We start from the raw sequence: 26,358 nt of genomic DNA, 5'->3' as shown, positions 1-26,358 counted from the left end.
CTCCTAACTACGTAAAATAACATCAGACTTAGAAAGATTTTCTAAAATTTCTTCTTCTATATCCTTTATATCTTCTTCTTTTAAGGTTTTCTCATTTGACCTATAAGTTACTTTATAAGCAACGGATTTTTTGTCTTTTTCAATTTGATCTCCAGTATAAATATCAAATAATTCTATTTGAGAGATCAAATCACTGCCCTTGTTTTTGAAAGTTTCTTCGATAAATTCAACTTCCATATCTCTATTTGTTACAAATGCATAATCACGGCTTATAGCTGGATATTTTGGAAGAGGCTTATACTTTCTATCTGTAATCCTCTTATCTCCTATCATTGAAAGATTTACTTCAAGGATTAAACAACCCTTATTTATTCCGTAGGTATCTCTTAAATCGTAAGAAATTTCTCCAATAAGGCCGATTTTTTCACCATCAAAATAAATATCAGCACATCTTCCTTTGTGAAAACTCTTTAAGGTTTCATTTTTCTTATAGGAAAATCCTTCAAATCCTACATTTTTCATAACTTCTTCGAAGTAATCTTTCATATCGTAGAAATCATAAGCTCCAAAAAGTCCCACGGTTAATGTATCATTTTCTTTTGGCAATTTTTCTTTTGTTTTTTCAAAAGTTTTACCCAATTCAAATAATCTTAGATCTTTTGCACCTCTGTTGATATTTTTGCTAATTACATCTAGCATATTTGGTATTTGGGTGGTTCTCATTACGGAAAAATCTTCGCCCAAAGGATTTATTAAGCTTATATAATCTCTTATTTTGGAATTTTCATCCACTTGCATTTTATCAAATTCTTTTGGAGAAATAAATGAATAAGTTGTTATCTCCATGAATTTTTGGCCCTTTAGTTCATTTTTAAGATCATCGCGCAATAAACGAGCCTTGCAGCGAATTCCTCTTTGTAGGGTTGATTTTAATGGTTTTGATTCAATTTTTCCCATGCCATAAAGTCTTACAACTTCTTCTATTAGGTCTGCTTCTATATCAATATCCAATCTAAAATATGGAACTTTTGCCAAAATTTTATCTTCATCGATTTTTTCTACCTCAAATTCCAAAAGTTCTAGATTTTTAATTGCTTGATCCATTGTAAAGTCTACACCAGTTAGGGCGTTAAGTCTTGATATTCTAAGTTCTACTTCTTTTTCTTTGCTTTTCTTATCACCCTCATCAAAAGATCCACCGATAATTTCGCCGATTTTAAGATCTTCAATTAGTTTCATAGCTCGCCTTGACGCAAAATCTGCCATTTCTATGGCAATGCCTTTTTCAAATCTGCTTGATGCTTCACTACGAAGTCCTAATTTCTTTGAACTTTCTCTGATATTTGTGGAGTTGAAATTTGCAGCTTCTAATAAAATATTTTTACTTTCATTAGTTACTTCTGTATCAAATCCACCCATGATTCCAGCTAAGCCAATTACCTTGTCTTCATCAGCAATAACTAGCATCGAAGAATCAAGTTTTCTTTCTTCTCCATCTAAGGTTTTTAAGATTTCACCATCTTTTGCATCTCTTACGATGATTTTTTTGCCAGCAAGCTTGTCCAAATCGTAAGCGTGAAGTGGTTGACCAGTTTCAAGCATTACAAAATTTGTAATATCTACGATGTTATTTATTGGGCGCATGCCTGCTAAGATTAGATAATTTTGTAACCACTGTGGAGATTTGCCAATTTTCACATCTTTTACGACTCTTCCTGTAAATCTATTGCATGATTTGCTTAATATTTCTACACCATTGGCAAATTCTTTTATATCTTCATCATTATTTTGGTAATTAATTTCTGGAAGGCTTATTTTTTCTCCAAAACTTGCCGCACTTTCTCTTGCCATGCCTATAATTGAAAGACAATCTGGTCTATTTGGAGTTATTTCATATTCTATAACTGGAGAATTTGAAGATAAAACTTCACTAACAGAACTTCCCAATTTGTAATCATCATCAATTATAATTACCCCATCTCTAAATTCTTTAGGAATTACGCTATCGTCATAGCCAAGTTCCCCATAACTTGTTAGCATGCCAGATGAATTTATTCCAAAAAAATCATGATCGCCAATATGATTTCCATTATCTAGAGTCGTTCCGCTTTTTATTACAAAAACTTTATCGCCTTCATTTGTGTTTTTTGCTGCAGTTATTATTGTTGTCGGATTTTCTTCCCCTATATCAATGGTTAAAACTTTTAGCCTGTCTGCATTTGGATGTTTTTCTTGTTTAATAATTTTTCCTAAAACAACGCCTTTTAAATCGCTAGTTTTTCTTGTAACTTCTTCAACGTGACTTCCAGTTTCAGAAAGTCTATCTGTAATTGTCTTTATATCTTCGTTAATTTTTACATATTCATTTTGCCAAATTAAAGGTACTAACATAATTTCTCCTAAAATTGTTCTAAAAATCTCTTGTCATTATCATAGAGTAATCTGATATCATCAAGTCCATATTTAACCATGGCTATCCTATCTACCCCAAGTCCAAAGGCAAAGCCAGTGTATTTTTCGCTATCGATACCACAAGCTTCCAAAACGTTTGGATGAACCATTCCTCCACCTAAAAGTTCCATTGACCAACCAGTGTTTCCACAAGCAGGACAGCCCTTGCCTTTACAAATAGGACAAGTTGCATCTACTTCCAAGGATGGTTCTGTAAATGGAAAATGATGAGGACGATATCTTAATTTTATGTCATCTCCAAACATTTCTTTGATAAAAGTTTCAAGAGTAGCTTTAAGATTTGCCATTGAAACATTTTCATCTACAACTAGACATTCCAATTGGTGAAACATTGGTGAATGTGTTGCATCAACTTCGTCGTTTCTAAAAACTCTTCCTGCTGATACCATTTTTATTGGAAGTTTGCCCTCATTCATTACTCTAATTTGCATTGAAGAAGTATGTGGTCTTAGGAGAACATCATCTGTAATATAAAATGTATCTGAAGTTGATCTTGCAGGATGATCTGCAGGTGAATTTAAGTCATCAAAGACGTTTTTTACTGTATCAATTTCTGGTCCTTCAACTACATCAAAGCCCATATTTTGAAAAATTGCTTCCAAGTCTTCTAAGGTTTGATTGATAAGAGCAAGATGCCCACTAGTTTTTCTATCAAAATGTGCTGTGACATCAATTTTTTCTTCTTCTATTTTTTCTTCAAGAAGTTTTTCTCTTATGGCCTTTGTCTTTTCTTCCAAAGCTTCTTCTATTTTTACGCTAGTTTGGTTGATTAATTTTCCTGCTTGTGGCTTTTCTTCTTTTGGCAATTTTGCTATATTTTTCTTTAGATCTGTTATTAATCCTTTTTTTCCAAGGTATTTTACTCTAAGTTTTTCCAGCTCTTCAAGACTAAGACTTAAATCTATTTCATGGATTGCCTTAGCAATGAGTTCTTTTAAGTTTTCTTCCATAATTTCCTCCTAAAATTTTGTATAAAAAAATTCCATCCTAAAAGGACAGAATATAGTAACATTTAATCTGCGGTACCACCTTAATTGATTTTAAATAAAATCCGCTCATTGGTCTTTTAACGCAGACTAGACGTTTCAGCTACTTAATTTCACATCTTGCTTCATCGATGAATTATTTGACCGTTACTTAAAAGGCTCTCATCAACCCTTCTTTCTGTATAAGGATAGCCAAACTTTTTTTCGAATCATTAGCTTAACTTATTCATTATTATGCTTGCAGCTATTGCCGCATTTAAAGATTCAATTTTCCCTTGCATAGGAATCTTTACAAAAATATCGGTAAGATTTCTTACTTCATCAGATAAGCCATTTGCTTCATTTCCAATAGCTAAAATCAAATCTTCATCACTTTTAAATTCATTAATATCATACCCACTCATATCAGCAGATACAATCTTATATTTTTCTTTTAAATTTTTGATATCGTCTATATTTTTGTAGACGAAATTTAATCTAAATATAGAGCCCATTGAGGCTCTTAAAGTTTTTTCATTGTATATATCACAAGTATTAGCAAGTAAAATTATATCAGAAAATCCAAAAGCTTCTGCCGATCTTATTATGGTTCCCATATTTCCAGGATCGTTAATTTGATCTAACATTAGGACTTTTTTACCTTTTATATCTTTTTGCCTTGGTTTTTTGACTACTGCTGCAAAACCATCAGGATTTACAAGATTTGTTAATTTATTAAAAAGATTGTTTGAAAAAACTATTTTTTCTAAATTACTTTCGTAACCCTTATTGTCTTCGCTTAAAAAAATAAAATCAACATCAGCAGAAGAGATTGCCTCTTCTACTAATTTTTTTGATTCTATGATAAAGGAATTTTCCTTATCCCTAAACTTTTTGCTTTTTAGCTTTGATATATACTTATATTTTTGATTATCACTTGAAGTTATAATCATCTAGATTTATTAAGCGTTTTTGTTAGCTAATTCTACTAATTTGCTAAATTCTGCTGGATTTTCAACTGCAATTTCTGCAAGCATTTTTCTATTGATGTCGATGTTTGCTTTTTTAAGGTTGCCCATAAGTTTAGAATAGCTTGTTCCGTTTATTCTAGCAGCAGCATTGATTCTTGCAATCCAAAGTTTTCTAAAATCTCTCTTTCTATGTTTACGACCGATGTAAGCATAGCTTAGTGATTTCATTACAGCTTGGTTAGCTGTTTTGAATAGAAGGCTCTTGGATCCGTAATATCCTTTAGCTTGTTTTAATACTTTCTTATGTCTTTTTTTAGCGTTTATTCCTCTTTTTACTCTTGCCATTTTTTCTTAACCTCCTATTACATTCCAAGTAATTTTTTAACATTTGATAAATTAGCACTAGATACTGTAGTAGCTTTTCTTAATCTTCTTTTTCTAGCTGGTGATTTTTGAGCTGTCTTGTGGCTTTTGTAAGCTTTCATTCTCATTATTTTTCCACTTCCAGTAACTTTAAATCTTTTAGCAGCTGCTCTTCTTGTTTTATTTTTGTTAGCCATTTTTTACTCCTTATTTTCATTTGGTTCTAAAAACATTACTAGAGATCTACCTTCCATTTTAGGTTTTTGTGCAACTACACCTACATCACCTATAATTTGGGTAAATTTATCCATCAATTCATAACCTGGTTCTTTACGTCCAAGCTCACGACCTCTAAATCTAATAGAAACTTTTACTTTATCCCCGTTGTTTAAGAATTTTATTGATTGGTTTGCTTTAGTTTGCAAATCATTATCTTCAATATTTAAAGAAAATCTCGTCTCTTTTAGTTGAGCGTTTTTTTGTTTTTTCTTATTTTCTTTTTCTTTTTTCTCTTGATCATATTTAAACTTACCATAGTCCATAATCCTGGTAACAGGTGGTTTTGCATTAGGGCTCATCAAAACTAAATCTAAGCGTTTTTCATCAGCTCTATCTAAAGCATCATTTAAAGAAGTGATGCCAATCTGGTTACCATTTTCATCTATTAACCTAACTTGGTCAGCTCTAATTTCATCATTTATTCTTAAATCTTTTATAGTTATACCTCCATGTATAATTTCATAAAAAAAGCGGGCACAAAGTACCCGTTCAAATTTTAAATAAAAATTTATTAACCTACAAATCTTAATCGGCAGGTGAGTATTGGGTACTTCTTTGTTGTCTACGTCATATATATTACTATTATAGCTTTAACTTGTCAAGTAAAATCTTGTTGAAATTTGAATTATAAGATTTTTAAGCTTATTTTTATTTAAAATCTCTAATCAAGCTTAAATATACCAAATCCATATAAACCAGGACCAGTATTTGCTCCAAGTGTTGGAGAAATTTGAACTTTAAAACATTCCTTAGCACCAGCAATAATATCTGATAATTTTTCTTCTAATTTCCCGATTCCTTCCTGATAGCCACCATGACCTAAAAACATATAATAATCTTTAACATTTTCAATTTCATTTTCTGCAAATTTTCTAAGCTCATTAAGAACCTTTTTTTCACCACGAGCTATCTTTACTAGTTTAAAGGCTGATTCTAGAGGATTTACACTTATTATTGGTTTAACTGAAAGTGCATCTCCAATCTTTCCAAAAGTTTTTGGAACTCTTCCACCTTCAACAATGTATTTAAAAGAATCTATTGTAAAATATACAAAAGAACTATCTTTTTTCTCATTTAATTTATCAATTATTTCCTCAAAAGAAAATCCTTTTTTTATTAAATTATCAGCATATACGGCAAAAAATCCTTCTGCCATAGTAAGATTTCCACTATCAAAAACATAAGTTTCTAAGCCCTCAATCTTATTTGTATTTAACAAGCTGTAGGTACTGGAAAATTTCGAACCTATTGAAATTGCAAGGACTTTTTCATAACCATCTGCTTTGATTTTTTCATATAAATTCGTTACGTCTCCTGGAGATGCTGCTGATGTTTTTGGTAAAGAATTATTTTCTCTTACCCATTTATAGAATTCATCTGAAGATATGTCAACTCTATCTTTTAGGTATTCTCCATCCAAATTTACGTATAAGGATAGGGTGTATATATTAAGTCTTTTTGCTATTTCATTACTTATATCACTTGCACTATCTACAAGTATCGCAATTTTTTCCATAAAACCCCCCTCTCGGAACAGACCCATTAGTTATAATATTATACCATAAAATCATAAAAAATTTACAAAATTTATTTATATTTAATAGATTTATTAGCTTATTATGTCTAAAAATTTTTTCTCTTTTATTTTACTTTGATTAGGAAATTATAAAATAGTAGTATAATTACAAAATAGGAAGTGATTATATGAAAAAATTAAAAACTAATGCTATGAGAGCCTTAGACAAATTAAAAATAAACTATGAGCATATTGACTATGAATTTCAAGGAGATTTCGTTTCATCAGTCGATTTATCCGAAAAAACACACACTGATATTTCAACAATTTTTAAAACTTTAGCGACCGTTGCAAATAATGGCGAGATTTATATTTTTGTAATACCAGGGGCTGAAAGTATAGATTTTAAAAAAGCAAGTGTTGCTGTTGGAGTGAAAAGTCTTGAAATGCTACCGCTTAAAGATTTAAAATCAAAAGTCGGTTATGAAAGAGGAGCAACAACTTCTCTTGCTATGAAAAAAGATTATCCAGTTGTAATTGATGATTCTGCTTTAAAAATGGATTTTATTAAAGTATCTGCTGGCAAAGTTGGCCACAGTCTAAAAATTAAAGCCCAAGACTTAGCCAAGGCTAATGGTGCAAAATTTTTTGATGTTATACAATGACTTTAAAAATAGAAAAAAATAAAGACTATGTAAAAATAATTTTTCCTAATGATTTGGAAAATAAGAGATTAAGGCTTCTAGTTACTTTTTCTCCCATACTAATAGCTTCTTTTGATAATGGTTGCTATGAGCTTGAATTTCTAAAAAATTCAATTGAAAAGTCAAAATATCCCTATGGACTTTATCCAAATTTTTTCCAGGGTCTTTCCATTGATGAATACAGAAAATCTTATGATAAATACAATCCAGTTGAGGATATTTTTTTAAATAAGGAAAATAATATAGAATTTTTAATTAATCCTATGGAAAATCAATATTTAGATGCCTTGGTGAGTATAATAGAAAATGTAATTATTGATCCAAAGGCAAATTACTACTATACGGATTATTTTAAAGAAATAAGAAATGATATCGTTATAAATGGCCGAAGATCAATTCTTGCCAACGGAATACAAGGATTTTATCTTTCAAAATATGTAGTGGTTTGGATGATCGACATTATTAATTTTATCAAAGAAAATAATCCAAAGGCATATGAAGATTTAAAAACAATCGAATTTCTAGCAAATAATTTAAAAACTCCAAGAATTTCATCTACAAAATTTAACCCTTAAGCTAAATTTTAACTTAAGGGTTAATTTTTTGTGTATTTTATTATTCTCTTTCTACTACTACAGCAGTTCCCATACCGCCGCCTATGCAAAGTGTTGCAATTCCTTTTTTGGAATCTCTTTTTTGCATTTCATATAATAATGTGGTTAGTATTCTTGCACCAGATGCTCCAACTGGGTGACCAAGTGCTATTGCTCCACCGTTTACGTTTACTATATCTGTGTTAAGTCCTAGTTCTTTGATTACTGAAAGAGCTTGTGCTGCAAATGCTTCGTTTGCTTCTATTAGATCTATATCTTCTAGTTTTAATTCAGCTTTTTCTAAGGCTTTTCTTACTGTTGGTATTGGGCCTGTTCCCATGATTGCAGGATCAACACCTTCTGTTGCGTAAGAGATGATTGTTGCTAGAGGTTTTACGCCTAATTCTTTTGCTTTTTCTTCGCTCATTACTACTATAGCTGCTGAACCATCATTAAGTCCAGATGCGTTTGCTGCTGTTACTGTACCACCATCTTTTTTAAATGCTGGTTTAAGTTTTGATATTCCTTCAGCTGTAACGCCTTCTCTGATGTGTTCATCAGTATCTACTACAGTTACATTGCCTTTTCTATCTTTGATTTCTACCGCTACGATTTCATCTTTGAATTTGCCCTCAGCTCTTGCTTTTTCTGCTCTATTTTGGCTCATAGCTGCAAGTTCATCTTGTTCTTGTCTAGAAAGGTTGAATTTTTCTGCAATATTTTCTGCAGTAATTCCCATGTGGTAATCGTTAAATGCATCCCAAAGACCATCTTTGATCATTTCATCAACAGCCTTTTTATCTCCCATTCTTGCTCCCCATCTTTCATTTTGTAATAAGTATGGAGCATTAGACATTGATTCTGTACCGCCTGCTACTACTACATCAGCATCACCAGCTTTAATCATTTGAGCTGCAAGTGAAACTGTTCTAAGTCCAGAACCGCAAACTATATTTACTGTCATTGCTGGTTTTTCTTTAGGGATGCCAGCTCCCATAGAAATTTGTCTAGCAACGTTTTGTCCTAAGCCAGCTTGAAGTACACAACCAAATACTGTTTCGTCTACATCTTCAGCTTTGATTCCTGCTCTTTTGATAGCTTCTTTAACAGTTATAACGCCTAAATCTTTGGCAGATAATGATTTTAATGATCCTCCATAAGATCCTACTGGAGTTCTTACTGCACTTGCTATTACTACTTTTCTTGTCATTTGATATCCTTTCTTTTATTTATTTTTATTTACTATAATCGTAGAAACCTTTACCAGTTTTTCTTCCAAGTTCGCCTGCTGCTACTTTTTGTCTTAATAAAACTGGAGCTGCGTATTTATCTGAACCTATTGTATCTTTTAGATAGTCCATGATGTTTAAAACTATATCTAGACCTATTAAATCTGCAAGGGCAAGAGGTCCCATTGGGTGGTTTGCACCAAGTTTCATTGCTGTATCAATACCTTCAGGGCTTGCAAGTCCTTCTTGTAGACAATAGATACCTTCAGATATCATTGGAATTAGAATTCTATTTACTACGAATCCAGGAGCTTCATTTACTTCTACTGGTGTTTTGCCTATTTCTTCTGTGATTTCTATAACTTTTTTAACTGTTTCTTCGCTTGTTGTGATTCCTTTGATAACTTCTACAAGTTTCATAACTGTAGCTGGGTTAAAGAAATGCATTCCTATTACTTTATCAGGTCTATGTGTTGCTGCTGCTATTTCTGTGATAGAAATTGAAGATGTGTTTGAAGCAAGAATTGTATCTTCTTTACAAATTTGACATAATTCTTCAAAGATAGATTTTTTGATTTTTGGATTTTCGCTTGCTGCTTCAACTACTAAATCACAATCTGCTACATCTTTTACATCTGTTGTAAATTTGATTCTTCCAAGGTATTCATCTTTTTGTTCAGCTGTTATTCTTTCTTTTGCAACTGATTTGTCTAAAGATTTTGTTATAGTTTTTTTGCCTTTTTCGATAAATTCATCAGAAATATCTCTTACTACTACTTCATATTTTTTGCTCATTATTTCAGCAATTCCAGCACCCATTGTACCTGCACCGATTACACCAATTTTCATGAATATCTCCTTATTTATTTTCAAATTCGCATTTTTCTTTGTTGATAAAAGCTTTTGTTCCATTTTTCATATCTTCTGTTGAAAATGTTAATCCAAAAGCCAATTCTTCGATTCTTAAAGCAGAATCTATATCAACTTGAGCTCCTGTATTGATTGCTTCTTTTGCAAGTTTTACAGCTATTGGAGCTTTGCTAGCTATAGCTTTGGCTAAGCTATTTACTCTTTCTTCTAATTCTTCTACTTCTACAACATCTTGTACTAAACCAATTTCTAAAGCCTTATCAGCTTTTATATTTTCTGCTGATAGTATTAGATATTTTGCCCATCCTTGACCTACTAGTCTTTGAAGTCTTTGGCTTCCACCAAAGCCTGGCATAATTCCAAGACCAACTTCTGGTTGACCAAATAAAGCTTTTTTGGATGCGATTCTTATATCACAAGCCATTGCAAGTTCACAGCCACCACCTAGAGCAAAGCCATTTACTGCTGCTATTACAGGCATTGGAAGTTTTTCGATTTTTCTAAATACTCCTATGCCCTTTTTGCCAAATTTGTTAGCTTCTATTGGACTTAACTCGCTCATTTCTTTAATGTCAGCGCCTGCTACAAAGCTTCTGCCTGCACCTGTAATTATTAAGCATCTTAGATCCTTATCTTTTTTGATTTCTTCTAAAAGAAGGTCTAATTCATCTAAAACTTCAGAATTTAGTGCATTTAAAGCTTCTGGTCTGTTAATGGTTAGTTTACCAATGTTTTCGTTAACTTCATAGCTTATAGTTTTATAGCTCATATTTTCCTCCATTAATCTAATACCCAATTTATCAAAAATTATGAAAATGTTTTTAGACAAGGAGCATTATAAAATTATTTATAATGCTCTCCTTGTTTATTAATATTTTTTAGCTTTTGCAGCTTTTATTTTTTTGATTAATTCTGGAACAACTTCGTTGATATCGCCAATTATTCCAACATCTGCTACGTTAAAGATGTTTGCATCTGGGTTTTTGTTAATTGCTACTATTAGATCTGATTCTTCCATACCAGCTAAGTGTTGGATAGCTCCAGAAATTCCCAAGGCAATATATAAATTTGGTCTTACAGTTTTACCAGTTTGACCTACTTGACGGTCTTTTTCAAGCCATCCTGAATCAACTACAGCTCTTGATGAAGAAACTTCACCTTCTAAAACTTCTGCTAGGTCATAAGCAAGTTTCATATTTTCTGCTGAACCGATACCGCGGCCTACTGAGATTAGTACATCTGCATCTTCAATTTTGATTTTTTTCTTATCAGCAACTTTTTCTTCGATTATATCGACATTGATATCTTTATCTTCAAATGTTATATCATATTTTTTAACTTCACCAGTTCTAGTTTTGTCATCTTCTTGTTTTGGCATAACGCCTGGTCTTACTGTTGACATTTGAGGACGAGCTTCTGGAGATTGAATTGTAGCTAGTAGATTACCACCAAAGGTTGGACGAGTCATGTTTAGTAGACCAGTTTCTTCGTCTATTTCTAGTTTTGTACAGTCTGCTGTTAGTCCACAACCAATTCTTGCTGAAACTCTTGGAGCTAGGTCACGGCCTATTGATGATGCACCAAATAAAACGATTTGAGGTTTTAAATCTTTGATTATTGTGCTCATTGTTTTTACATATGGCTCTGTTATATATTTTTCAAGAATTTTATCTTCTACATAATAAACCTTGTCAGCACCGTGTTCAATTAAATCTCTTGTTAATCCTTCTACCTTGCTGCCTGCTATTACTGCTATTACTTCTTCATTTAATTTATCTGCTAATTCGCGCGCTTTACCGATTAGTTCTAATGACACGCTTTGTAGGTTGCCATCTCTTTGTTCGCAAACTACCAATACATTTTTATATTCGCTCATTAAAAACTCCTTAAATCAAAAATTCTTCGGCTAACTTATCAACTATGATAGTAGCGCCATCTTGTGCATTTACATCAAATACTTTACCAGCTTGTTTAGCTCCCTTGGTAAATGATTTTTTAACTCTTGTTGGAGAACCTTGTAAACCTATATTAGTTCTGTCAACTTCTATATCATCAACAGTCCAAGTTTTTACTAAATCTTCTCTGTTAACATCATAAATTCTTGATACTCTCATATATCTTGGGCTGTTCATTTCGCCTAAAGTTGTGATTAGTACTGGGAATTTTGCTTTTATGATTTGATATCTATCTTCAAATTGTCTTTGAACTGTTATGCTATCTTCTGTTATTTCTTTTACATCTTCTACATAAGAAATAGATGGAATTCCAAGGTGTTCTGCTGTTTGTGGTCCTACTTGAGCTGTATCTCCATCGATTGCTTGACGACCTGCTATTATCAAATCGTAATCTAAAGAGTTTATTGCTGCTGCAAGTGCTGTTGATGTTGCCCATGTATCAGCTCCACCAAAAGCTCTATCAGTTAACAATATTACATCATCTGCACCCATAGCGTAAGCTTCTTTTAGAGCTTCTGCAGCTTGTGGAGGTCCCATTGATAAAACGGTTATGTGTGCTCCGTTTTCTTCTTTTATCTTTAATGCCTCTTCAATACCAGCTTTGTCATCAGGATTTATGATTGAAGGAAGACCTTCTCTCATAATTCTTCCTGTTTCTTGATCAATTTTTACTTCATTGGTATCTGGTACTTGTTTAATTAAAACTATAATATTCACTTTAAACTCCTATTATCTAAATAAGCTTCCACTTATTACCATTCTTTGAACTTCTGATGTTCCTTCGTAAATTTCTGTGATCTTTGCATCACGCATCATACGTTCTACTGGGTAATCTCTAGTATAACCATATCCACCATAAAGTTGTACGCATTTTGTTGTTACATTCATAGCAGTTTCTGCTGCAAATAATTTAGCATGAGCTGCGCTTACTGAGTAAGGTCTGCCACAATCTTTGTCATTTGCTGCTTTGTAAACTAATAGTCTTGCTGCTTCAATTTGGTTTGCTAGGTTAGCAAGTTGGAATTGTGTATTTTGGAATTTTGCCAAAGGTCTACCGAATTGTTCTCTTTCCTTAACATATTCGATTGTCTTATCTAATGCACCTTGAGCTATACCAAGAGCTTGTGCAGCAACTCCTATACGTCCACCATCAAGTGTTGTCATGGCAATTTTAAAGCCCTTACCTTCTTTACCAAGTAAGTTTTCTGCAGGAATTTTACAATCTTCAAATATAAGTTCGCAAGTTAGTGAACCGTGGATTCCCATTTTTTTCTCAGGTAAACCAACTGTAAATCCTGGAGTATCTTTTTCAACTATAAATGCTGAAATTCCGTGAGTTCCTTTTGATTTATCGGTCATTGCTATGATTATAAAAGTATCAGCCAATGTAGCGTTAGTTATAAATATCTTTGAACCATTAAGTATATAATTTTTTCCATCTTCTGTTAAGTGAGCTGTGGTTTGTTGCATTGAAGCATCGGTACCAGCCATTGGTTCAGTCAAAGCAAAAGCTCCAATGTGTTCTCCTGAAGCTAATTTCTTAAGATATTTTTCTTTTTGTTCTTCTGTTCCATAAGTTTCGATCGGCCAAGCACAAAGAGATGTGTGAGCTGAAATTATTACACCAGAAGATGCGCAAGCCTTTGAAATTTCTTCAACTGCCATTACATATCCTAAATAATCTCCGCCTTCTCCACCATTTTCTTTAGAAATTGGAATTCCAAATAAGCCTGCATCGCGCATTTTTGGAATATTTTCAAATGGCGGTCTTTCTTCTTCATCAATAGTTGCTGCAAGAGGTTCAACTTCACGAGTTGCAAAGTCTCTATACATATCTCTTAGCATTTTGTGAGTATTGTCTACACTAAAATCCATACTATCTCCTTACATAAAATCTTTTCATCTTTACGACTTTCACATCTATTATATTGCAAAATCGCGACTTTGTCAAAAATTTATTTATCTTTTTTAGTTCTATATTGTTAATATATTTACAATAATAGATAATTATTAGTAATTATTGTCAATTTAATTTATTTTATTAAATCCATTTCGCGAGAGTTTCTAAATGCTTAAATAATATAAATTTTGAAAATTTGAAAACAAAAATTATAAATAAAAAAGGCTTCTTGTTAAGCATTAATAATGTTTAGCAAAAAGCCCTTATTTTTAGTTATTGGTGAAGTAATCTTCTACTTGGTCGAATTTTATTGTTTCTTGATCTGATTTTGACAAATCCTTTATTGTGATTTCCTTATTATTTGCTTCTTCTTCTCCGATTATAAGAGCATATTTGGCATTTATTTTATCGGCGTAAGCAATTTTCTTTTTAAATTTTCCACTTTCAAAGTAAATATCTGCGTTTTTACCTGCTGCTTTTAATTTTTTTAAAAGATCTATTGCGTAAAAATTGTATTTTTCATCCATTGGAAGGATGATTATTTTTTCAGTAGTTTTCGCTTTTTTATCGACAATTCCTAGTTCTTGAAGTTGGTAAAAGAGTCTAGTTAGTCCAATTGACATTCCAACTCCCGGCAGATTTTGTTTTGAAAAATTGCTTGCCAAATTTTCATATCTTCCGCCAGAGCAAACTGAACCTATTGATTCATAGCCATTTATAAATGTTTCATAAACTGTCGATGTATAGTAATCTAGGCCACGAGTGATGCTTAAGTCGATTTTTATATTTTCTTTTGGAATATCTAGGTAGAGCATATATTGGTAAACTGTTTTTATCTCAGATAGACCTAATTTATATTTTTCATTTGCTTCGAATTTTTCAAGATCTTCCAACAATTCTAGACCTTCTAATTTATTTTCTAGAAATTCTAAAATTTGTGTGGATTTTTCTTCTCCAACTATTTCTTCAAGATAAGATTTAGTTTTTTCTAGTCCAATTTTATCTTTTTTATCTATTGTTCGTAAAATTTCAGTTGTATCTACTATTTCTAAAGATTCAAAAAATCCATTTAATAATTTTCTGTTGTTTATGTGAAAGGTAACTTCTGGTAAGTTTAGCCTGCTAAAGGCTTCAAATATTACTTTTGCAAGCATAGCATCGTTGTAGATTGATAGGTCGTTGTTGCCAATTATATCAATATCTGCCTGATAAAATTCCTTGTATCTTCCCTTTTGGTTGCGCTCTCCACGATAGACTTTTCCAATTTGATAGCGCTTAAATGGAAAATTAAGATTTGAAAAATGTTCAGATACATAACGAGCTAAGGGAACTGTTAGGTCAAATCTTAGGCTCATATCTTTTGATTCGCTTGCAATTTCAAATATTTGTTTTTGTGTTTCGCCACCGCCTTTAGCAAAAAGAATTTCGTTTTTTTCTATAAGCGGTGTGTCAATGTTTGCAAATCCAAATTCCGCAAAGGTGTTTTCTATCGTATTTTTTATTTGATCAAAGACTACTTGCTCTTCTGGTAAAAGTTCCATAATTCCAGCTATAGTAGTAGGTTTTATAATTTCCATCTAATCCTCCATACTTTAATTTATTATAACACAAAATTTTTCTAACATTATAAAGATTCACATTTCTTTTGATTTGACGACATAAATAGACCAATTACAAAGATTATCAAAAATGGCACAATCCATGGAAATCCATAATCATAAAAAGGTAAAAATGAAATAATCTTAGAAAAATTTTTAGCAAGATTTTCGTTTGCCATAGCTATGTAGGATATCAAGGATTGGATAAATGATATAATTCCTACAATAGCAAAATTCATATGTCTGTATTTCTCAGTCATCTTTGGATTACTTAAGTTAAATATTATCATAAGTATTACAATTGGATAGATAAAAGTCAAAAATGGTGATGTGTAATTAACTATCTTATCAACTCCAACCAAGGATAAAATTATGGATATTAAAGTTATTGTAATGGCAAAAGTTTTATAACTTATCTTTAAAAAATCCTTATGTAATATTTCTGCAATGGAGCTTATTAGTCCAACAGCTGTTGTAAAACAAGCCAAAACGATTATAGCAGATAGGACGTATTTGCCAAAAGAACCCAAGGTCGAATTAGAAATTTTTATTAAAAGTTCAACTCTAGAATTAATATCTTGATAAAGCAAAGAAGAGCTTGCTCCCAAATATGTAAGTGATATATAAACCAAGATCAAACTGCCAGCAGCTATTAGCGTAGCTTCCACAGTCTTTTTTACAATATTTTCCTTACAGCCCTTATCAATTAAAGATTTTATTATAATTGGAGCAAAAGCAATAGAAGCAAGAGCATCCATGGTGTTGTAACCTTCTATAGCAGAATTTGTAAAGGTATTAGCCTTACTTATATCAGATTTTATAAAAGAACCTATAGGATTTATAATGCCTGCAACAATCATAATCATAAGAACTATTAAAAGACTAGGAGTTAAGTATTTGCCGATGATATCGATAATTTTACTATCAGTTAAAATTAAAGTTAAAGCTAATCCAAAGAACAAAAGTATAAACAAAGCATAGGAAATATCAATGCCACTTGCAATAATAACCTCGCCACTAGTAGCGCCAGTTCTTGGTATTGCTCCCAATGGTCCGATTGTCAAAGCAATAATTAAGGTTATTGTATATCCTAATTTTTTGCCGGCAACTTCAGTAAAAACTTTTATATCTCCAGATTTTTTAGCCATGGAAAAAATAGCAATTGACGCAAGTCCAACTCCAGTTAAAATAAAACCAAGGCTTGCAATTAACCAATTTGAACCGTAAATTTTTCCCAAAAATGGAGGAAATATCAAATTTCCAGCGCCAAAAAATAAAGAGAAAAGAGCAAAGCCAACAACAACAACTTCCATAATTTAAACTCCTTAATAGAATAGCTAAGATAACGCTTAGCACCATAATATAGATCCAGTATCCAACAAATCGCATGATTTTGGATAAAGTAACTTAATTTTTGATTTATCTGCCTCATTTTTAATAATTTCAAAACTATTTAGCTTTTCAATATTCCCATTAAAAATTAAGGTATTATCAAAAAATCCGCAGCATCCACCGATAAATCCATAATCAAAACCATCAAGTTCAATTTTTTCTTTTTCAAGCAAAATAACTTCTATTTTATCTTTCAAAGATTTATAAATTCCAAAATCACTTGTTAAAATTTTTTCACCCAAAGGAATAATAGAACATCTGCTGTAGCCTTGTTTGACATATAAATGCTTGATATTATGAGCTTTCATATACAAAGATATATTCTTTTCAGTAAAATCATTGTGAATATAATAGCTATCAGCCATATAAATGTTGTAAATAGCATCTTCTGGATAAGATTTGCAAACGGACTCCCCTGGAATGATATTTTTATCTAACAAACGTTTTCTATATTCATATTTTACACTATTATCGATAAAAATTGTATCTTTATTCAAAATAAAAATGGATAAATCTGGATGATCTGCTATCCTCTTATCTAAATTTGGATTATCTATTGTCTTTATATAAGTTAAATTGTTTTCTTCTAAAAATTTCACAAATTCAACTCTTGATTTATGACTGATAATAAGCATAAAAACTCCTATAAAAAAAGCTCTCCAAAGGAGAGCAGGGTTGGAGGCGCCACCCAGATTTGAACTGGGGGTAAAGGTGTTGCAGACCTCTGCCTTACCACTTGGCTATGGCGCCGGATATTAAAAAAATCACCAAGTACCAATACATGGATCTGGCGATTAGTATCGCATTAAATAATTAATAGCAAAATATGCGCTCAAGAAGCTCGTGCTTCTTTCGCTTAATTCTTCGGATTCGCTTCGCTCATCTCGAAGATTTTAAATGCTTCGCATTTAAAACACTACATGTGACTTGGAGCGGATGACGAGATTCGAACTCGCGACCCTCGCCTTGGCAAGGCGATGCTCTACCACTGAGCCACATCCGCAAATACATTTGTTATTATACATTAGAAAAATAGTTTTGTAAAGTTTTTTTATAATTTATTCTTTGTTTTTTTTCGATTACTTTAATATTTTAAATCTATATTTCTTTTTTGTCAAATATTCTTTTCTTTAAGATTCTACAATTTATTATATGGTATAATATTTTTATTGTGAAATAATTTTTTGGAGGTTTTTTATGTTTCAATTTCATGATGTCACTTTTAAGGACATCATTAAAATAGATGAATTACAAATTAATCATAATGAAGTTACTTGCATTATTGGTCCTAGTGGCTCTGGGAAGTCTACCATGCTAAAGCTTATAGATAAACTCATATCCCCAAGTTCAGGTTATATAACTTATAATGGAAAAGATATTGCAAATATCGATCCTGTTTCTTACAGGCGCAGGGTTCCAATGCTCGCCCAAAATCCTCTTACTTTTAAGGGAAGTATAAGAGATAATTTATTAATTGGTAGAAAATTTCAAGATAAAGATCCAGTAAGCGATGAAATTCTAAATAAGGCTTTGGCTTCTGTAAAATTAGATAAAAGTTTATCTACCGATATGGAAAATCTTTCTGGTGGCGAATGTCAGAGGGTCTCAATTGCAAGGCTTATGCTTTTAGATTCTCAAATTTATTTACTTGATGAACCATCTTCAGCTCTTGATGATATTACTGAAGATTTTGTAATTGGTACCATGGTTGATATGGCAAAAAGAGAAGATAAAACTATCATTTATGTAACCCATTCTAGCGAAATTTCAAAAAAATATTCCGATAGGATAATAAAAATTGTAGATGGAGAAATTAGCCATGAATAATTCTGTAATAAATTTAAGTAACCAGCAATTAATTTTAACTTATATATTTACTGCCATAGCACTTTTATTGACTTCCTTAAATGGCATCAATAGGAATAAGGATATCATTAATGGAACAATAAGAATGACCATTCAGCTTTTTATAGCAGGTTTTATCCTTGTTTATGTCTTTGACAGTTCTTCTATAGTTTTGTCAACTTTGTTGATTTTACTCATGGAAAGTTTTGCTGTTTTTAATATAATTTCACCTAAGAAAGATAGGTTAAATAGTAAACTTAAAAAAACTATAGCAATTGCGCAAATTTCTGGAACAGTTTTTACCCTAATATTTTTTCTATTAGTTGTTATTAGGCCAAAACCAATTTATAATCCTCAATATCTAATTCCTCTTGGTGGAATGATTATTGGAAATTCAATGACAGGAATAAATTTGGCATTAAACGGTCTTTTAGATGCAAGTGAAAATAATAGATCCAAAATTGAGGGATCTTTAATGCTCGGAGCAAGTCCTCGTATGGCCATGGATAAATTTATACAAAAATCTTTTGACACCGCCATTACTCCAACCTTAAATTCCATCAAAAATATTGGCATAATTTCTTTGCCAGGAATGATGACAGGGCAGATTTTAGGTGGAGTTTCACCTCTAATTGCAATTAGATATCAAATAGCAATAATGACAGCAATATTGAGTTCTGTTAGTATTTGCGACTTTGTTTTCTTGCATTTAGGTTATAAAAATTTCTTTAATAAGCAAGAGCAACTTATTTGACTTTGTTAAAAAAGTGGCTAGAGTAAAATAATAATTTTACTTCAACCACTTTTTTGTGTTTTTTAATCTATAAGTTTTTTTAAATTATCATCTTTTATCTCTTCTTTTAGCCATGAAATAACAGCAAAATTGCCCTTGGTGTGTTGGTCAATTTTGTTTATCCACTTGATTTCTTCGTTGGCTTTTGATGATAATACTTTATTTGTCGAATTTGTTAGATACAAGGATGAGTTAATTACCCACCATTTGCTATTTATATTTGCTCTTTTTAGATCTTCTTCAAGCCTATAAGCTTCATAATATGGGGTTGGTTCTGCAAGTGTAACAATTATTACTTCAGTTAAGTTCTTATCTCTTAATTTTGGCAATAATTTCTTAGTTGCTTCTGGAACTTCTCCATTGGATCTTTCAATTTCTTTGTTATAGCTTTCTGTTGAATCTAATAATAAAAGAGTATGACCAGTTGGAGCTGTATCAATGATTACAATTTCATCTTCAGATTTTTCGACAATTTCTGCAAACGCTCTAAAAACAGCTATTTCTTGAGTACACGGGGATCTTAAATCTTCCATTAAGTATTCTAGATCTTCTTTGGACATAGTTTCTCTAGCCTTAGAGAGGACTTCTTCTTGATATTTTTTAAGTTCTAACTGTTCATCTATATGGCTCATGGAAATATTTTCATTTTCTTTAATTACATATCTTAGATGATCAGCAGGATCCGTTGTGCTTAAATGAACTTTTTTCCCTTTTTCTGATAAACCAAGAGCAATTGCTGCAGCAACGGTGGTTTTTCCAACGCCACCCTTGCCCATAGTAAATATTATCTTTTTATCGGTCGAATATAGGTCAGAGATAACATCTTTTAATTTTTTGATAGACTTTGCATCTAATTTTTGCTCGTCTTCTTGGTAATCATCCCTGGTAAATAAATTTCTAATTTTTTCTATACCACTTATATTGTATGATCTTAGGGCAAGGCTATATGTTTCTATGCTTTTTAGGTAATCAGACATATTTTCCATAGCTTGCTTTTGCTTTTGGTAAAGTGAATTAGAAATTTCATCATCAAAGGATGTTAATATTCCATTAATTATTAAAATTTGATTGTTAATACCAATATTTTTTAGCTCTTTTGATGCTCTTTCCGCCTCATTTATTGGGCCTATTTCAGGTCTTGTAACTAGAACTAGCCTTGTCATTTCTCCATTAGCTAAAGTATCTACAGCGGTTTTATACATCTCTTTTTTATCTTCCAAACCTGCAAGTTGACCAAGGCAAGATGCACCATGGGTGCTTTCGCTAATAAAGTTAGTCCAAGCAGAAGGTAATTGTAGCATTCTTAAAGTATGTCCTGTTGGTGCAGTATCGAAAATTATATGATCAAATTCTTTTTGCATATCAAGATCTGTTATAAATTTTGAAAACTCATTAAAGGCTGCAATTTCAACAGTACAAGATCCAGATAACTGCTCATACATATTTTCTATAGCAAAATCGGGCAATACTCCACGATAAGGAGCTATAACACTGTCCCTATATTCTGCTGCTGATTCTATTGGATCAAGATTTGCTACAAAAAGTCCCTTTATTTCTTCAATTTCTTTAGCTTTGCTAGTTAATTTTACTTTGAATATATCTTCTAAGTTTGAAGCCGGGTCAGTACTTATCAAAAGAACTTTTTTACCATTATCAGCAAGATTAGCTGCAGTAGCTGATGCTATGGAAGTTTTGCCAACTCCTCCTTTTCCTGTAAAAAATAAATACTTAGTTAGTTTGATATCGCTAGGATTAAAATTATTCATTACCTTACTCTTTCTAATACTTAACAACAAGATGACTTGCTATCAGAGTTATTTTTACTTTCTTCATTCTCGCAGTCACAAGTTTCTCCATCTTCACATTTACAAGCATCTTCTTCATCTTTTTTGGAAATTAAATCTACAGAAATCCCTGAAATTTCAGCAAATTCTTCATTTGTCAAATATCTGCCAGTCATAATAATTTCATCGTCAACAGTTGTAATTGGAAGTGCATATTTGCCTTTTTCCTTTAATTGCTCTTTAATTTTTTCATTTTTTGCAAATTTATCTGGAAAGCTTGATAAATTGTATCTATCGATATCGACCTTGTTTTTAGTCATATTATCTATAGCTACAGAAATTCTTATTAATTCTGGATCAAGTACAGGCCCACAAAGTCCCGTTGGACAACACATAGCTTTTTCATAAAGTCTTATTTTTTTCATAAAATCCTCCTAAAATTTAACTTTTACCGGCAAAAACTTAAATAGATATATATAAATGTTTCTATATGTATGACAAAAAAATTATTTAAGACAAATTTTTCCCTTCTTATGGCAAATGCAATCAGGGCTATCTTTAAATATATCTTCAATAGAGTTTTCGATTTCATTTAAAGTGTCAAGGTTTAGAGAGTAAAATACATTTTTCCCTTCTCTTCTACTAATTACAATTTGACAAGCTTCTAATTTTTTCATATCCGCTGATAAAGTCGGCTGTGTAATATCAAATTTTTCTAGAATCTGACAAGCACAAAGTTCTCCACAAGAAAGCATATCTACTATTTGTAGACGTTTTGGATCTGATAAAACTTTTAATTTTTTTGAAATATCTATATAAATATTATAATTTTTCGCCATCATAAATTACCTCTTTATTACTATATCATATACATAGAAATATTTCAATATATCTATGTATATTTTTTAGATACTTTTCCATTTTTCTACTCTTTAGAAAATAAACTATTTACTATTATTTACAAAAAAATAATGTAATATCTTTTAATCGATAATACATTATTTTTTTTAAATTCAATTTTAGTCCAATTCTAAGGCACCCGTATATAGACCGTAGTAAGTTCCTTTTTCTTTTATAAGTTGGTCGTGACTTCCTCTTTCGATAATCCTTCCATCTTCCATAACCATTATCACATCGGCATTTTGTATAGTTGAGAGTCTATGGGCTATTACAATTGATGTTGATCCTTCCATCAAATTATCCATGGCCTTGGTTACTTTGATTTCTGTTGAGGTGTCAATTGAGCTAGTGGCTTCATCCAAAATTAGCATTGGAGGATTTGCTATGGCAGCTCTTGATATTGAAATTAATTGATTTTGTCCATCTGATAATGACGAACCATCTCCATAAATTTCTGTTTGATAAGTTTCTGGTAGTCTATGGATAAAGGAATCTGCTCCAGCTAGTTTTGCAGCATCAAAAATTTCTTTTTCACTTGCACTTAGTTTTCCATATCTAATATTTTCACTAATGGTTTCTGTAAATAAATTTACATCTTGAAGTACCATGCCAAAAGCTTTCCTTAGATGATCTTTTTTGATATTTCTTATATCAATTCCGTCAATTTTTATAGAACCACTATCAATTTCATAAAATCTTGTAATTACATTTGTAATTGTGGTTTTACCAGCTCCAGTAGATCCAACAAAGGCAATTTTTTCGCCCGGATTTGCATAAAATGTTACATCTTTTAGGATCTTATCCTTGCCATTGTAGGAAAAATCTACGTGTTCAAAATCTATTCTTCCTTTTAGCTCTTTATAAATTGTTTTTCCATCTTCTTCCCATTTCCAAGCATAGCATCTATCAGCAGAGCAAGGACTTGCATTGCCATTAGCATCTACTTTTACATGGTCAAGTTCTATATATCCACTATCTTTTTCAATTGGCATATCGATAATTTCAAAGATACGACTTGCTCCTGCCATTGCAGAAAATACAGCATTTGCTTGTTGAGAAACGTTAGCTATAGGATTTTGCAATTGGCGAGCGTTAGTTAGAAATGTTGCCAAAACTCCTATTGTAAGATTGTCATTTATGGCCATAATTACGCCAACTATTGCTATTATTGCATACATAATATTTATGGAATTTACCAAAAAAGGCATAAGTTTTCCAGCATTTATCATAGCCTCTGCCATTGTAGATCTTAAATTTTCGCTTTTTTCATCAAATTCTTTTATAGAATCTTCTTCTTTGTTAAAAACTTTGATGACTTTTTGTCCTGAAAGCATTTCTTCGTCAAAGCCGTTTAGGATTGATACATTTTTTTGAGCTTCCTTAAATAATTTGCCAGTTCTTCCTACAATGTTTTTTAAGACAAAAATCATTATCACAAGACCAGCAAACATTACAATTGTAAGGATTAAAGATAATTTAATCATAACAATTATAGTTCCTATAAACATCAAAAGCGATCTTATAAGAGTTGGCAAAGTTGAGGATAAGGATTGGGATAAAATATCCGTATCGTTGGTAAATCTACTCATTATTTGCCCGTGCTGGTTAGTATCAAAAAAGTTTATTGGCATTTTTTGAATTTTTATAAAAAGATCATTTCTCAAATTTCTAATTGATCTTTCGCCAATTCTTATCATAAGTCTTGTGTAGATGAAGGTTGTTATGGTTGAAATTAGATACACCAAGGCCATATTTATTACAGCAGTTTTAAGTCCACTAATATCAGATTTTAAGATATAGTTATCTATTATTGGCTGCATCATCGAAATTCCAATAACTTGCGTAATAGCAGATACAATTACACAAACAAAGACAAGAGCTAATTGCCATTTATGAACAAAAAGATAAGAAAAAAGTTTTTTTAGAGCATTTATATCCAAATTTTTTTGATGTTTATCTTTGCTAATTTGAATTTCATCTACTTTAACATCGTCGATTTTTTTACTCATCTTCCCCTCCTTTGTGTTGAATATCGTAAGTCATCTTGTAAATTTCTGATCTTTGGTAAAGTTCATCGTGACTACCTATATCAGAAATTCTTCCATCATCCATAACCACAATTCTATCTGCATTTTCAAAAGAAGATAATCTTTGGGAGATTATAATTTGTGTCATGTTATGGTCTAAATTCTTAAAGCCTTCCAACAATTTTGCTTCAGTTTTGGTATCGACAGCTGAAGTTGAGTTATCAAGTATTAGAATTTTTGGTTTTTTTAGTAGAGACCTTGCTATTGTAAGTCTTTGTTTTTGTCCACCAGAAACTCCCGTTCCCTTTTGTCCCAAAACTGATTGATAGCCATCGGCTCTCTCTTTAATAAATTCATCTGCTTGGGCAATTTTTGCCATTGCTAAAATCTCATCAAAATCAGCATCAGAATCCCCCCATCTAATATTATCTTCAATTGTTCCGCTAAAAAGCGTGTTTTTTTGTAAAACTATCGAAACTTCATCTCTCAAAACTTTTAGGTCATAATCCTTAATATCATTGCCTCCAACTTTAAGATTTCCTTCTGTTATATCATAAAGTCTTGGGATTAGTTGGACAAGGGTAGATTTTGATGAACCAGTTGGCCCTAAAATTCCTATTACTTCGCCCGATTTGATATGAAGATTAATATCTTTTAGCTGATAAGTTTCACTTTCTTTTTCATATTTAAAACTTACATTTGTAAATTCAACAGAACCATCAGCAAGTCTAAGACCTTCGATTTTATCATCATTATCCATAGAAATTTCACGAGTTAAAACTTCCTTTACTCGTATTACAGATGGAGATGCACTCATAAGCATAGTCAATACCATAGAAAGTCCGATTAAGGAGCCTAAAAGCATCATCGCATACATATTAAAGCTTACAAGATCTCCCACGCCAAGATTGCCTTTGATGATTTCTATTCCACCAAAATATGTTAGGCCTATAAAAGTTAGGTACAAAATAGCATTGGCCGATGGAAATATAAAACTCATTAATCCTTGAGAAGAATCTGACAATCTAAACATTTCTTCGTTGGCTATGCCAAATTTTTCTATCTCATATTTTTTTCTTACAAAAGCTTTAACAACACGCATATTATTTAGATTTTCTTCTACAACTTGGTTTAACTTGTCGTATTGCTTTCTGAATTTCCTAAATTTTGGAATAGCTTTTGATGCAATTGTTATAACGATAATAACTAAAATTGGCATTATAAATAAGAAAATCATGGATAATTTTCTGCTAGTCTTAAAGGCAAGACTAAAAGAAACTATCGCCATAACTAGAGTTTTTATAACAAAACGAGTGGTCATAAAAGATGATTGAGCTATTTGTTGCATGTCGTTAGTAATTCTTGTGATGAGCGAATGTACGCCAAAAAATTCAAAATCTTCAAAAGAAAATTCTTGAATTTTTCTAAATTCTGCTTTTCTTACATTATCTGTAAGTCCAGTTGAAGTCAAACCAGCATTTTTTGAAGCTTTCATACCGGTAAACATAGCAAGAGCTGACAAGATAATTATTATAAGTCCATATTTTATGGCTTCTTTTGGATCTTTTTGATAAATTACTTTATTTAAAATAATTCCCATGACTGCTGGTATTAGCAATTCAAAAACTGTTTCTAAGACAGTCATCAGCATAGAAATATTTCTATTTTTCCTATATTTGCCCAGATAATTATTAATATAGGAAAAAGCCTTGTTAAATTCTATTAATCTGTTCATATTACCTCCTTCTTAATATTCGTTTCTAATGCTTTTATAAGTTCATTTAGGTTATTTTCAATTTCTCTTATTTTATCTTTGCCCAAATAATTATAAATTTCTCTATCAGATTTTGATAAATATGAGGAAATTTTATTGATTTCTTCCTTACCCTTATCAGTCAGAGTCATATTTTTTTGTCTTTTGTCATTTTCGTCTGAAACCATAGTCAAAAGATCTCTTTCTTTTAGGCTCATAACTATCGAATTTATAGTTTGCTTGGGAGCCTTTAGTTTTTCTACCAAATCTTTTTGACTAATGAGTCTATTTTCGTAAATATCGTATAAAATAAAAACCTCATAATGGTTTAAGCCAAATTGACCGACTCTTTCTTTATTTAAAGCTCCTAATTTTTTTAAAAGAGCAAATATATTAAAAATTTGACATGATTTATCATTCATTAATGGTCCTCCAAAATAATAACTATA

General features: G+C 31.5%; 26 protein-coding genes and 2 tRNA genes. 4 read left to right on the top strand and 24 right to left on the bottom strand.

Features of this window, described 5'->3' with window-relative positions:
* Positions 1 to 3: 3 nt before the first annotated feature.
* The 7 genes from pheT to CS884_RS10405 all read right to left on the bottom strand — a co-directional run bounded on the left by pheT (position 4) and on the right by CS884_RS10405 (position 6,566).
* On the bottom strand, positions 4 to 2,391 hold the full coding sequence (gene pheT, locus CS884_RS10435; RefSeq protein ID WP_099321746.1) for a phenylalanine--tRNA ligase subunit beta: 2,388 nt from the start codon (positions 2,389 to 2,391) through the stop codon (positions 4 to 6).
* Positions 2,392 to 2,399: 8 nt separating this feature from the next.
* Positions 2,400 to 3,422: a phenylalanine--tRNA ligase subunit alpha gene (gene pheS, locus CS884_RS10430; protein ID WP_099321745.1), complete on the bottom strand. Its 1,023-nt coding sequence runs from the start codon at positions 3,420 to 3,422 to the stop codon at positions 2,400 to 2,402.
* A gap of 248 nt (positions 3,423 to 3,670) precedes the next feature.
* Complete coding sequence (locus CS884_RS10425) at positions 3,671 to 4,390, bottom strand: RNA methyltransferase (protein WP_099321744.1); 720 nt, start codon at positions 4,388 to 4,390, stop codon at positions 3,671 to 3,673.
* 9 nt (positions 4,391 to 4,399) lie between these two features.
* Positions 4,400 to 4,753, bottom strand: coding sequence for a 50S ribosomal protein L20 (gene rplT / locus CS884_RS10420; RefSeq protein WP_099321743.1), 354 nt, complete (start codon positions 4,751 to 4,753; stop codon positions 4,400 to 4,402).
* A gap of 17 nt (positions 4,754 to 4,770) precedes the next feature.
* Positions 4,771 to 4,968 (bottom strand): 50S ribosomal protein L35, encoded by a 198-nt coding sequence (gene rpmI / locus CS884_RS10415; RefSeq protein WP_099321742.1) that lies wholly within the window; start codon positions 4,966 to 4,968, stop codon positions 4,771 to 4,773.
* A 3-nt stretch (positions 4,969 to 4,971) separates the two neighbouring features.
* Positions 4,972 to 5,505, bottom strand: a complete 534-nt coding sequence (infC, locus tag CS884_RS10410; RefSeq protein WP_180753332.1) for a translation initiation factor IF-3 — start codon at positions 5,503 to 5,505, stop codon at positions 4,972 to 4,974.
* A 206-nt stretch (positions 5,506 to 5,711) separates the two neighbouring features.
* The gene (locus CS884_RS10405; protein WP_099321740.1) at positions 5,712 to 6,566 is read right to left on the bottom strand and encodes a DegV family protein; all 855 of its coding nucleotides are present in this window, start codon (positions 6,564 to 6,566) and stop codon (positions 5,712 to 5,714) included.
* Positions 6,567 to 6,754: 188 nt separating this feature from the next.
* Here CS884_RS10405 and CS884_RS10400 point away from each other — a divergent pair, with 188 nt between their 5' ends.
* The gene (locus CS884_RS10400; RefSeq protein ID WP_099321739.1) at positions 6,755 to 7,231 is read left to right on the top strand and encodes an aminoacyl-tRNA deacylase; all 477 of its coding nucleotides are present in this window, start codon (positions 6,755 to 6,757) and stop codon (positions 7,229 to 7,231) included.
* Positions 7,228 to 7,845: a hypothetical protein gene (locus CS884_RS10395; protein WP_099321738.1), complete on the top strand. Its 618-nt coding sequence runs from the start codon at positions 7,228 to 7,230 to the stop codon at positions 7,843 to 7,845. Before CS884_RS10400 ends, CS884_RS10395 begins: the two co-directional genes overlap by 4 nt.
* 40 nt (positions 7,846 to 7,885) lie before the next feature.
* Here CS884_RS10395 and CS884_RS10390 read toward each other — a convergent pair whose 3' ends face one another.
* From CS884_RS10390 to CS884_RS10340, 11 genes are all read right to left on the bottom strand, one after another.
* Positions 7,886 to 9,073, bottom strand: coding sequence for an acetyl-CoA C-acetyltransferase (locus CS884_RS10390; RefSeq protein WP_099321737.1), 1,188 nt, complete (start codon positions 9,071 to 9,073; stop codon positions 7,886 to 7,888).
* 25 nt (positions 9,074 to 9,098) lie between these two features.
* On the bottom strand, positions 9,099 to 9,941 hold the full coding sequence (locus CS884_RS10385) for a 3-hydroxyacyl-CoA dehydrogenase family protein (protein ID WP_099321789.1): 843 nt from the start codon (positions 9,939 to 9,941) through the stop codon (positions 9,099 to 9,101).
* A gap of 10 nt (positions 9,942 to 9,951) precedes the next feature.
* Entirely contained in the window at positions 9,952 to 10,731 is a 780-nt protein-coding gene (locus tag CS884_RS10380; RefSeq protein WP_099321736.1) for an enoyl-CoA hydratase-related protein, read from the bottom strand.
* Between the two features lie 99 nt (positions 10,732 to 10,830).
* A complete protein-coding gene (locus tag CS884_RS10375) occupies positions 10,831 to 11,838 on the bottom strand; it encodes an electron transfer flavoprotein subunit alpha/FixB family protein (RefSeq protein WP_099321735.1) in 1,008 nt (335 codons plus the stop codon).
* Between the two features lie 10 nt (positions 11,839 to 11,848).
* Complete coding sequence (locus CS884_RS10370) at positions 11,849 to 12,634, bottom strand: electron transfer flavoprotein subunit beta/FixA family protein (RefSeq protein ID WP_099321734.1); 786 nt, start codon at positions 12,632 to 12,634, stop codon at positions 11,849 to 11,851.
* A 12-nt stretch (positions 12,635 to 12,646) separates the two neighbouring features.
* On the bottom strand, positions 12,647 to 13,792 hold the full coding sequence (locus CS884_RS10365) for an acyl-CoA dehydrogenase (protein WP_099321733.1): 1,146 nt from the start codon (positions 13,790 to 13,792) through the stop codon (positions 12,647 to 12,649).
* Between the two features lie 294 nt (positions 13,793 to 14,086).
* Positions 14,087 to 15,394: a histidine--tRNA ligase gene (hisS, locus tag CS884_RS10360; protein WP_099321732.1), complete on the bottom strand. Its 1,308-nt coding sequence runs from the start codon at positions 15,392 to 15,394 to the stop codon at positions 14,087 to 14,089.
* Positions 15,395 to 15,441: 47 nt separating this feature from the next.
* Positions 15,442 to 16,728: a branched-chain amino acid transport system II carrier protein gene (brnQ, locus tag CS884_RS10355; RefSeq protein ID WP_099321731.1), complete on the bottom strand. Its 1,287-nt coding sequence runs from the start codon at positions 16,726 to 16,728 to the stop codon at positions 15,442 to 15,444.
* A gap of 36 nt (positions 16,729 to 16,764) precedes the next feature.
* On the bottom strand, positions 16,765 to 17,442 hold the full coding sequence (locus CS884_RS10350) for a DUF6873 family GME fold protein (RefSeq protein ID WP_099321730.1): 678 nt from the start codon (positions 17,440 to 17,442) through the stop codon (positions 16,765 to 16,767).
* Positions 17,443 to 17,483: 41 nt separating this feature from the next.
* Positions 17,484 to 17,557 (bottom strand) — tRNA-Cys (locus CS884_RS10345).
* Between the two features lie 178 nt (positions 17,558 to 17,735).
* A tRNA-Gly gene (locus tag CS884_RS10340) sits at positions 17,736 to 17,810 on the bottom strand.
* Positions 17,811 to 18,004: 194 nt separating this feature from the next.
* Here CS884_RS10340 and CS884_RS10335 point away from each other — a divergent pair.
* The gene (locus CS884_RS10335) at positions 18,005 to 18,634 is read left to right on the top strand and encodes an ATP-binding cassette domain-containing protein (RefSeq protein ID WP_099321729.1); all 630 of its coding nucleotides are present in this window, start codon (positions 18,005 to 18,007) and stop codon (positions 18,632 to 18,634) included.
* Entirely contained in the window at positions 18,627 to 19,406 is a 780-nt protein-coding gene (gene fetB, locus CS884_RS10330) for an iron export ABC transporter permease subunit FetB (RefSeq protein WP_099321728.1), read from the top strand. The genes CS884_RS10335 and fetB overlap by 8 nt, the downstream gene beginning before the upstream one ends.
* A 62-nt stretch (positions 19,407 to 19,468) precedes the next feature.
* Here the strand turns inward: fetB and arsA are convergent, their stop codons facing one another.
* The 6 genes from arsA to CS884_RS10300 form a co-directional block, all read right to left on the bottom strand.
* Positions 19,469 to 21,211: an arsenical pump-driving ATPase gene (gene arsA / locus CS884_RS10325; RefSeq protein WP_099321727.1), complete on the bottom strand. Its 1,743-nt coding sequence runs from the start codon at positions 21,209 to 21,211 to the stop codon at positions 19,469 to 19,471.
* A 20-nt stretch (positions 21,212 to 21,231) separates the two neighbouring features.
* The gene (gene arsD / locus CS884_RS10320) at positions 21,232 to 21,654 is read right to left on the bottom strand and encodes an arsenite efflux transporter metallochaperone ArsD (RefSeq protein WP_099321726.1); all 423 of its coding nucleotides are present in this window, start codon (positions 21,652 to 21,654) and stop codon (positions 21,232 to 21,234) included.
* A gap of 81 nt (positions 21,655 to 21,735) precedes the next feature.
* Complete coding sequence (locus CS884_RS10315) at positions 21,736 to 22,071, bottom strand: metalloregulator ArsR/SmtB family transcription factor (RefSeq protein WP_257875785.1); 336 nt, start codon at positions 22,069 to 22,071, stop codon at positions 21,736 to 21,738.
* Between the two features lie 177 nt (positions 22,072 to 22,248).
* A complete protein-coding gene (locus tag CS884_RS10310) occupies positions 22,249 to 24,138 on the bottom strand; it encodes an ABC transporter ATP-binding protein (protein WP_099321725.1) in 1,890 nt (629 codons plus the stop codon).
* Positions 24,131 to 25,891: an ABC transporter ATP-binding protein gene (locus CS884_RS10305; RefSeq protein ID WP_099321724.1), complete on the bottom strand. Its 1,761-nt coding sequence runs from the start codon at positions 25,889 to 25,891 to the stop codon at positions 24,131 to 24,133. Before CS884_RS10305 ends, CS884_RS10310 begins: the two co-directional genes overlap by 8 nt.
* On the bottom strand, positions 25,888 to 26,331 hold the full coding sequence (locus CS884_RS10300; protein WP_099321723.1) for a MarR family winged helix-turn-helix transcriptional regulator: 444 nt from the start codon (positions 26,329 to 26,331) through the stop codon (positions 25,888 to 25,890). The genes CS884_RS10305 and CS884_RS10300 overlap by 4 nt, the downstream gene beginning before the upstream one ends.
* Positions 26,332 to 26,358 lie beyond the last annotated feature (27 nt).

The sequence above is a fragment of the Anaerococcus sp. Marseille-P3625 genome (genome assembly GCF_900232825.1).
In the GTDB taxonomy this organism is placed as follows: domain Bacteria; phylum Bacillota; class Clostridia; order Tissierellales; family Peptoniphilaceae; genus Anaerococcus.
Note: the sequence above shows the minus strand (reverse complement) of the source record. Positions and strands in the feature narration are given on the sequence as shown.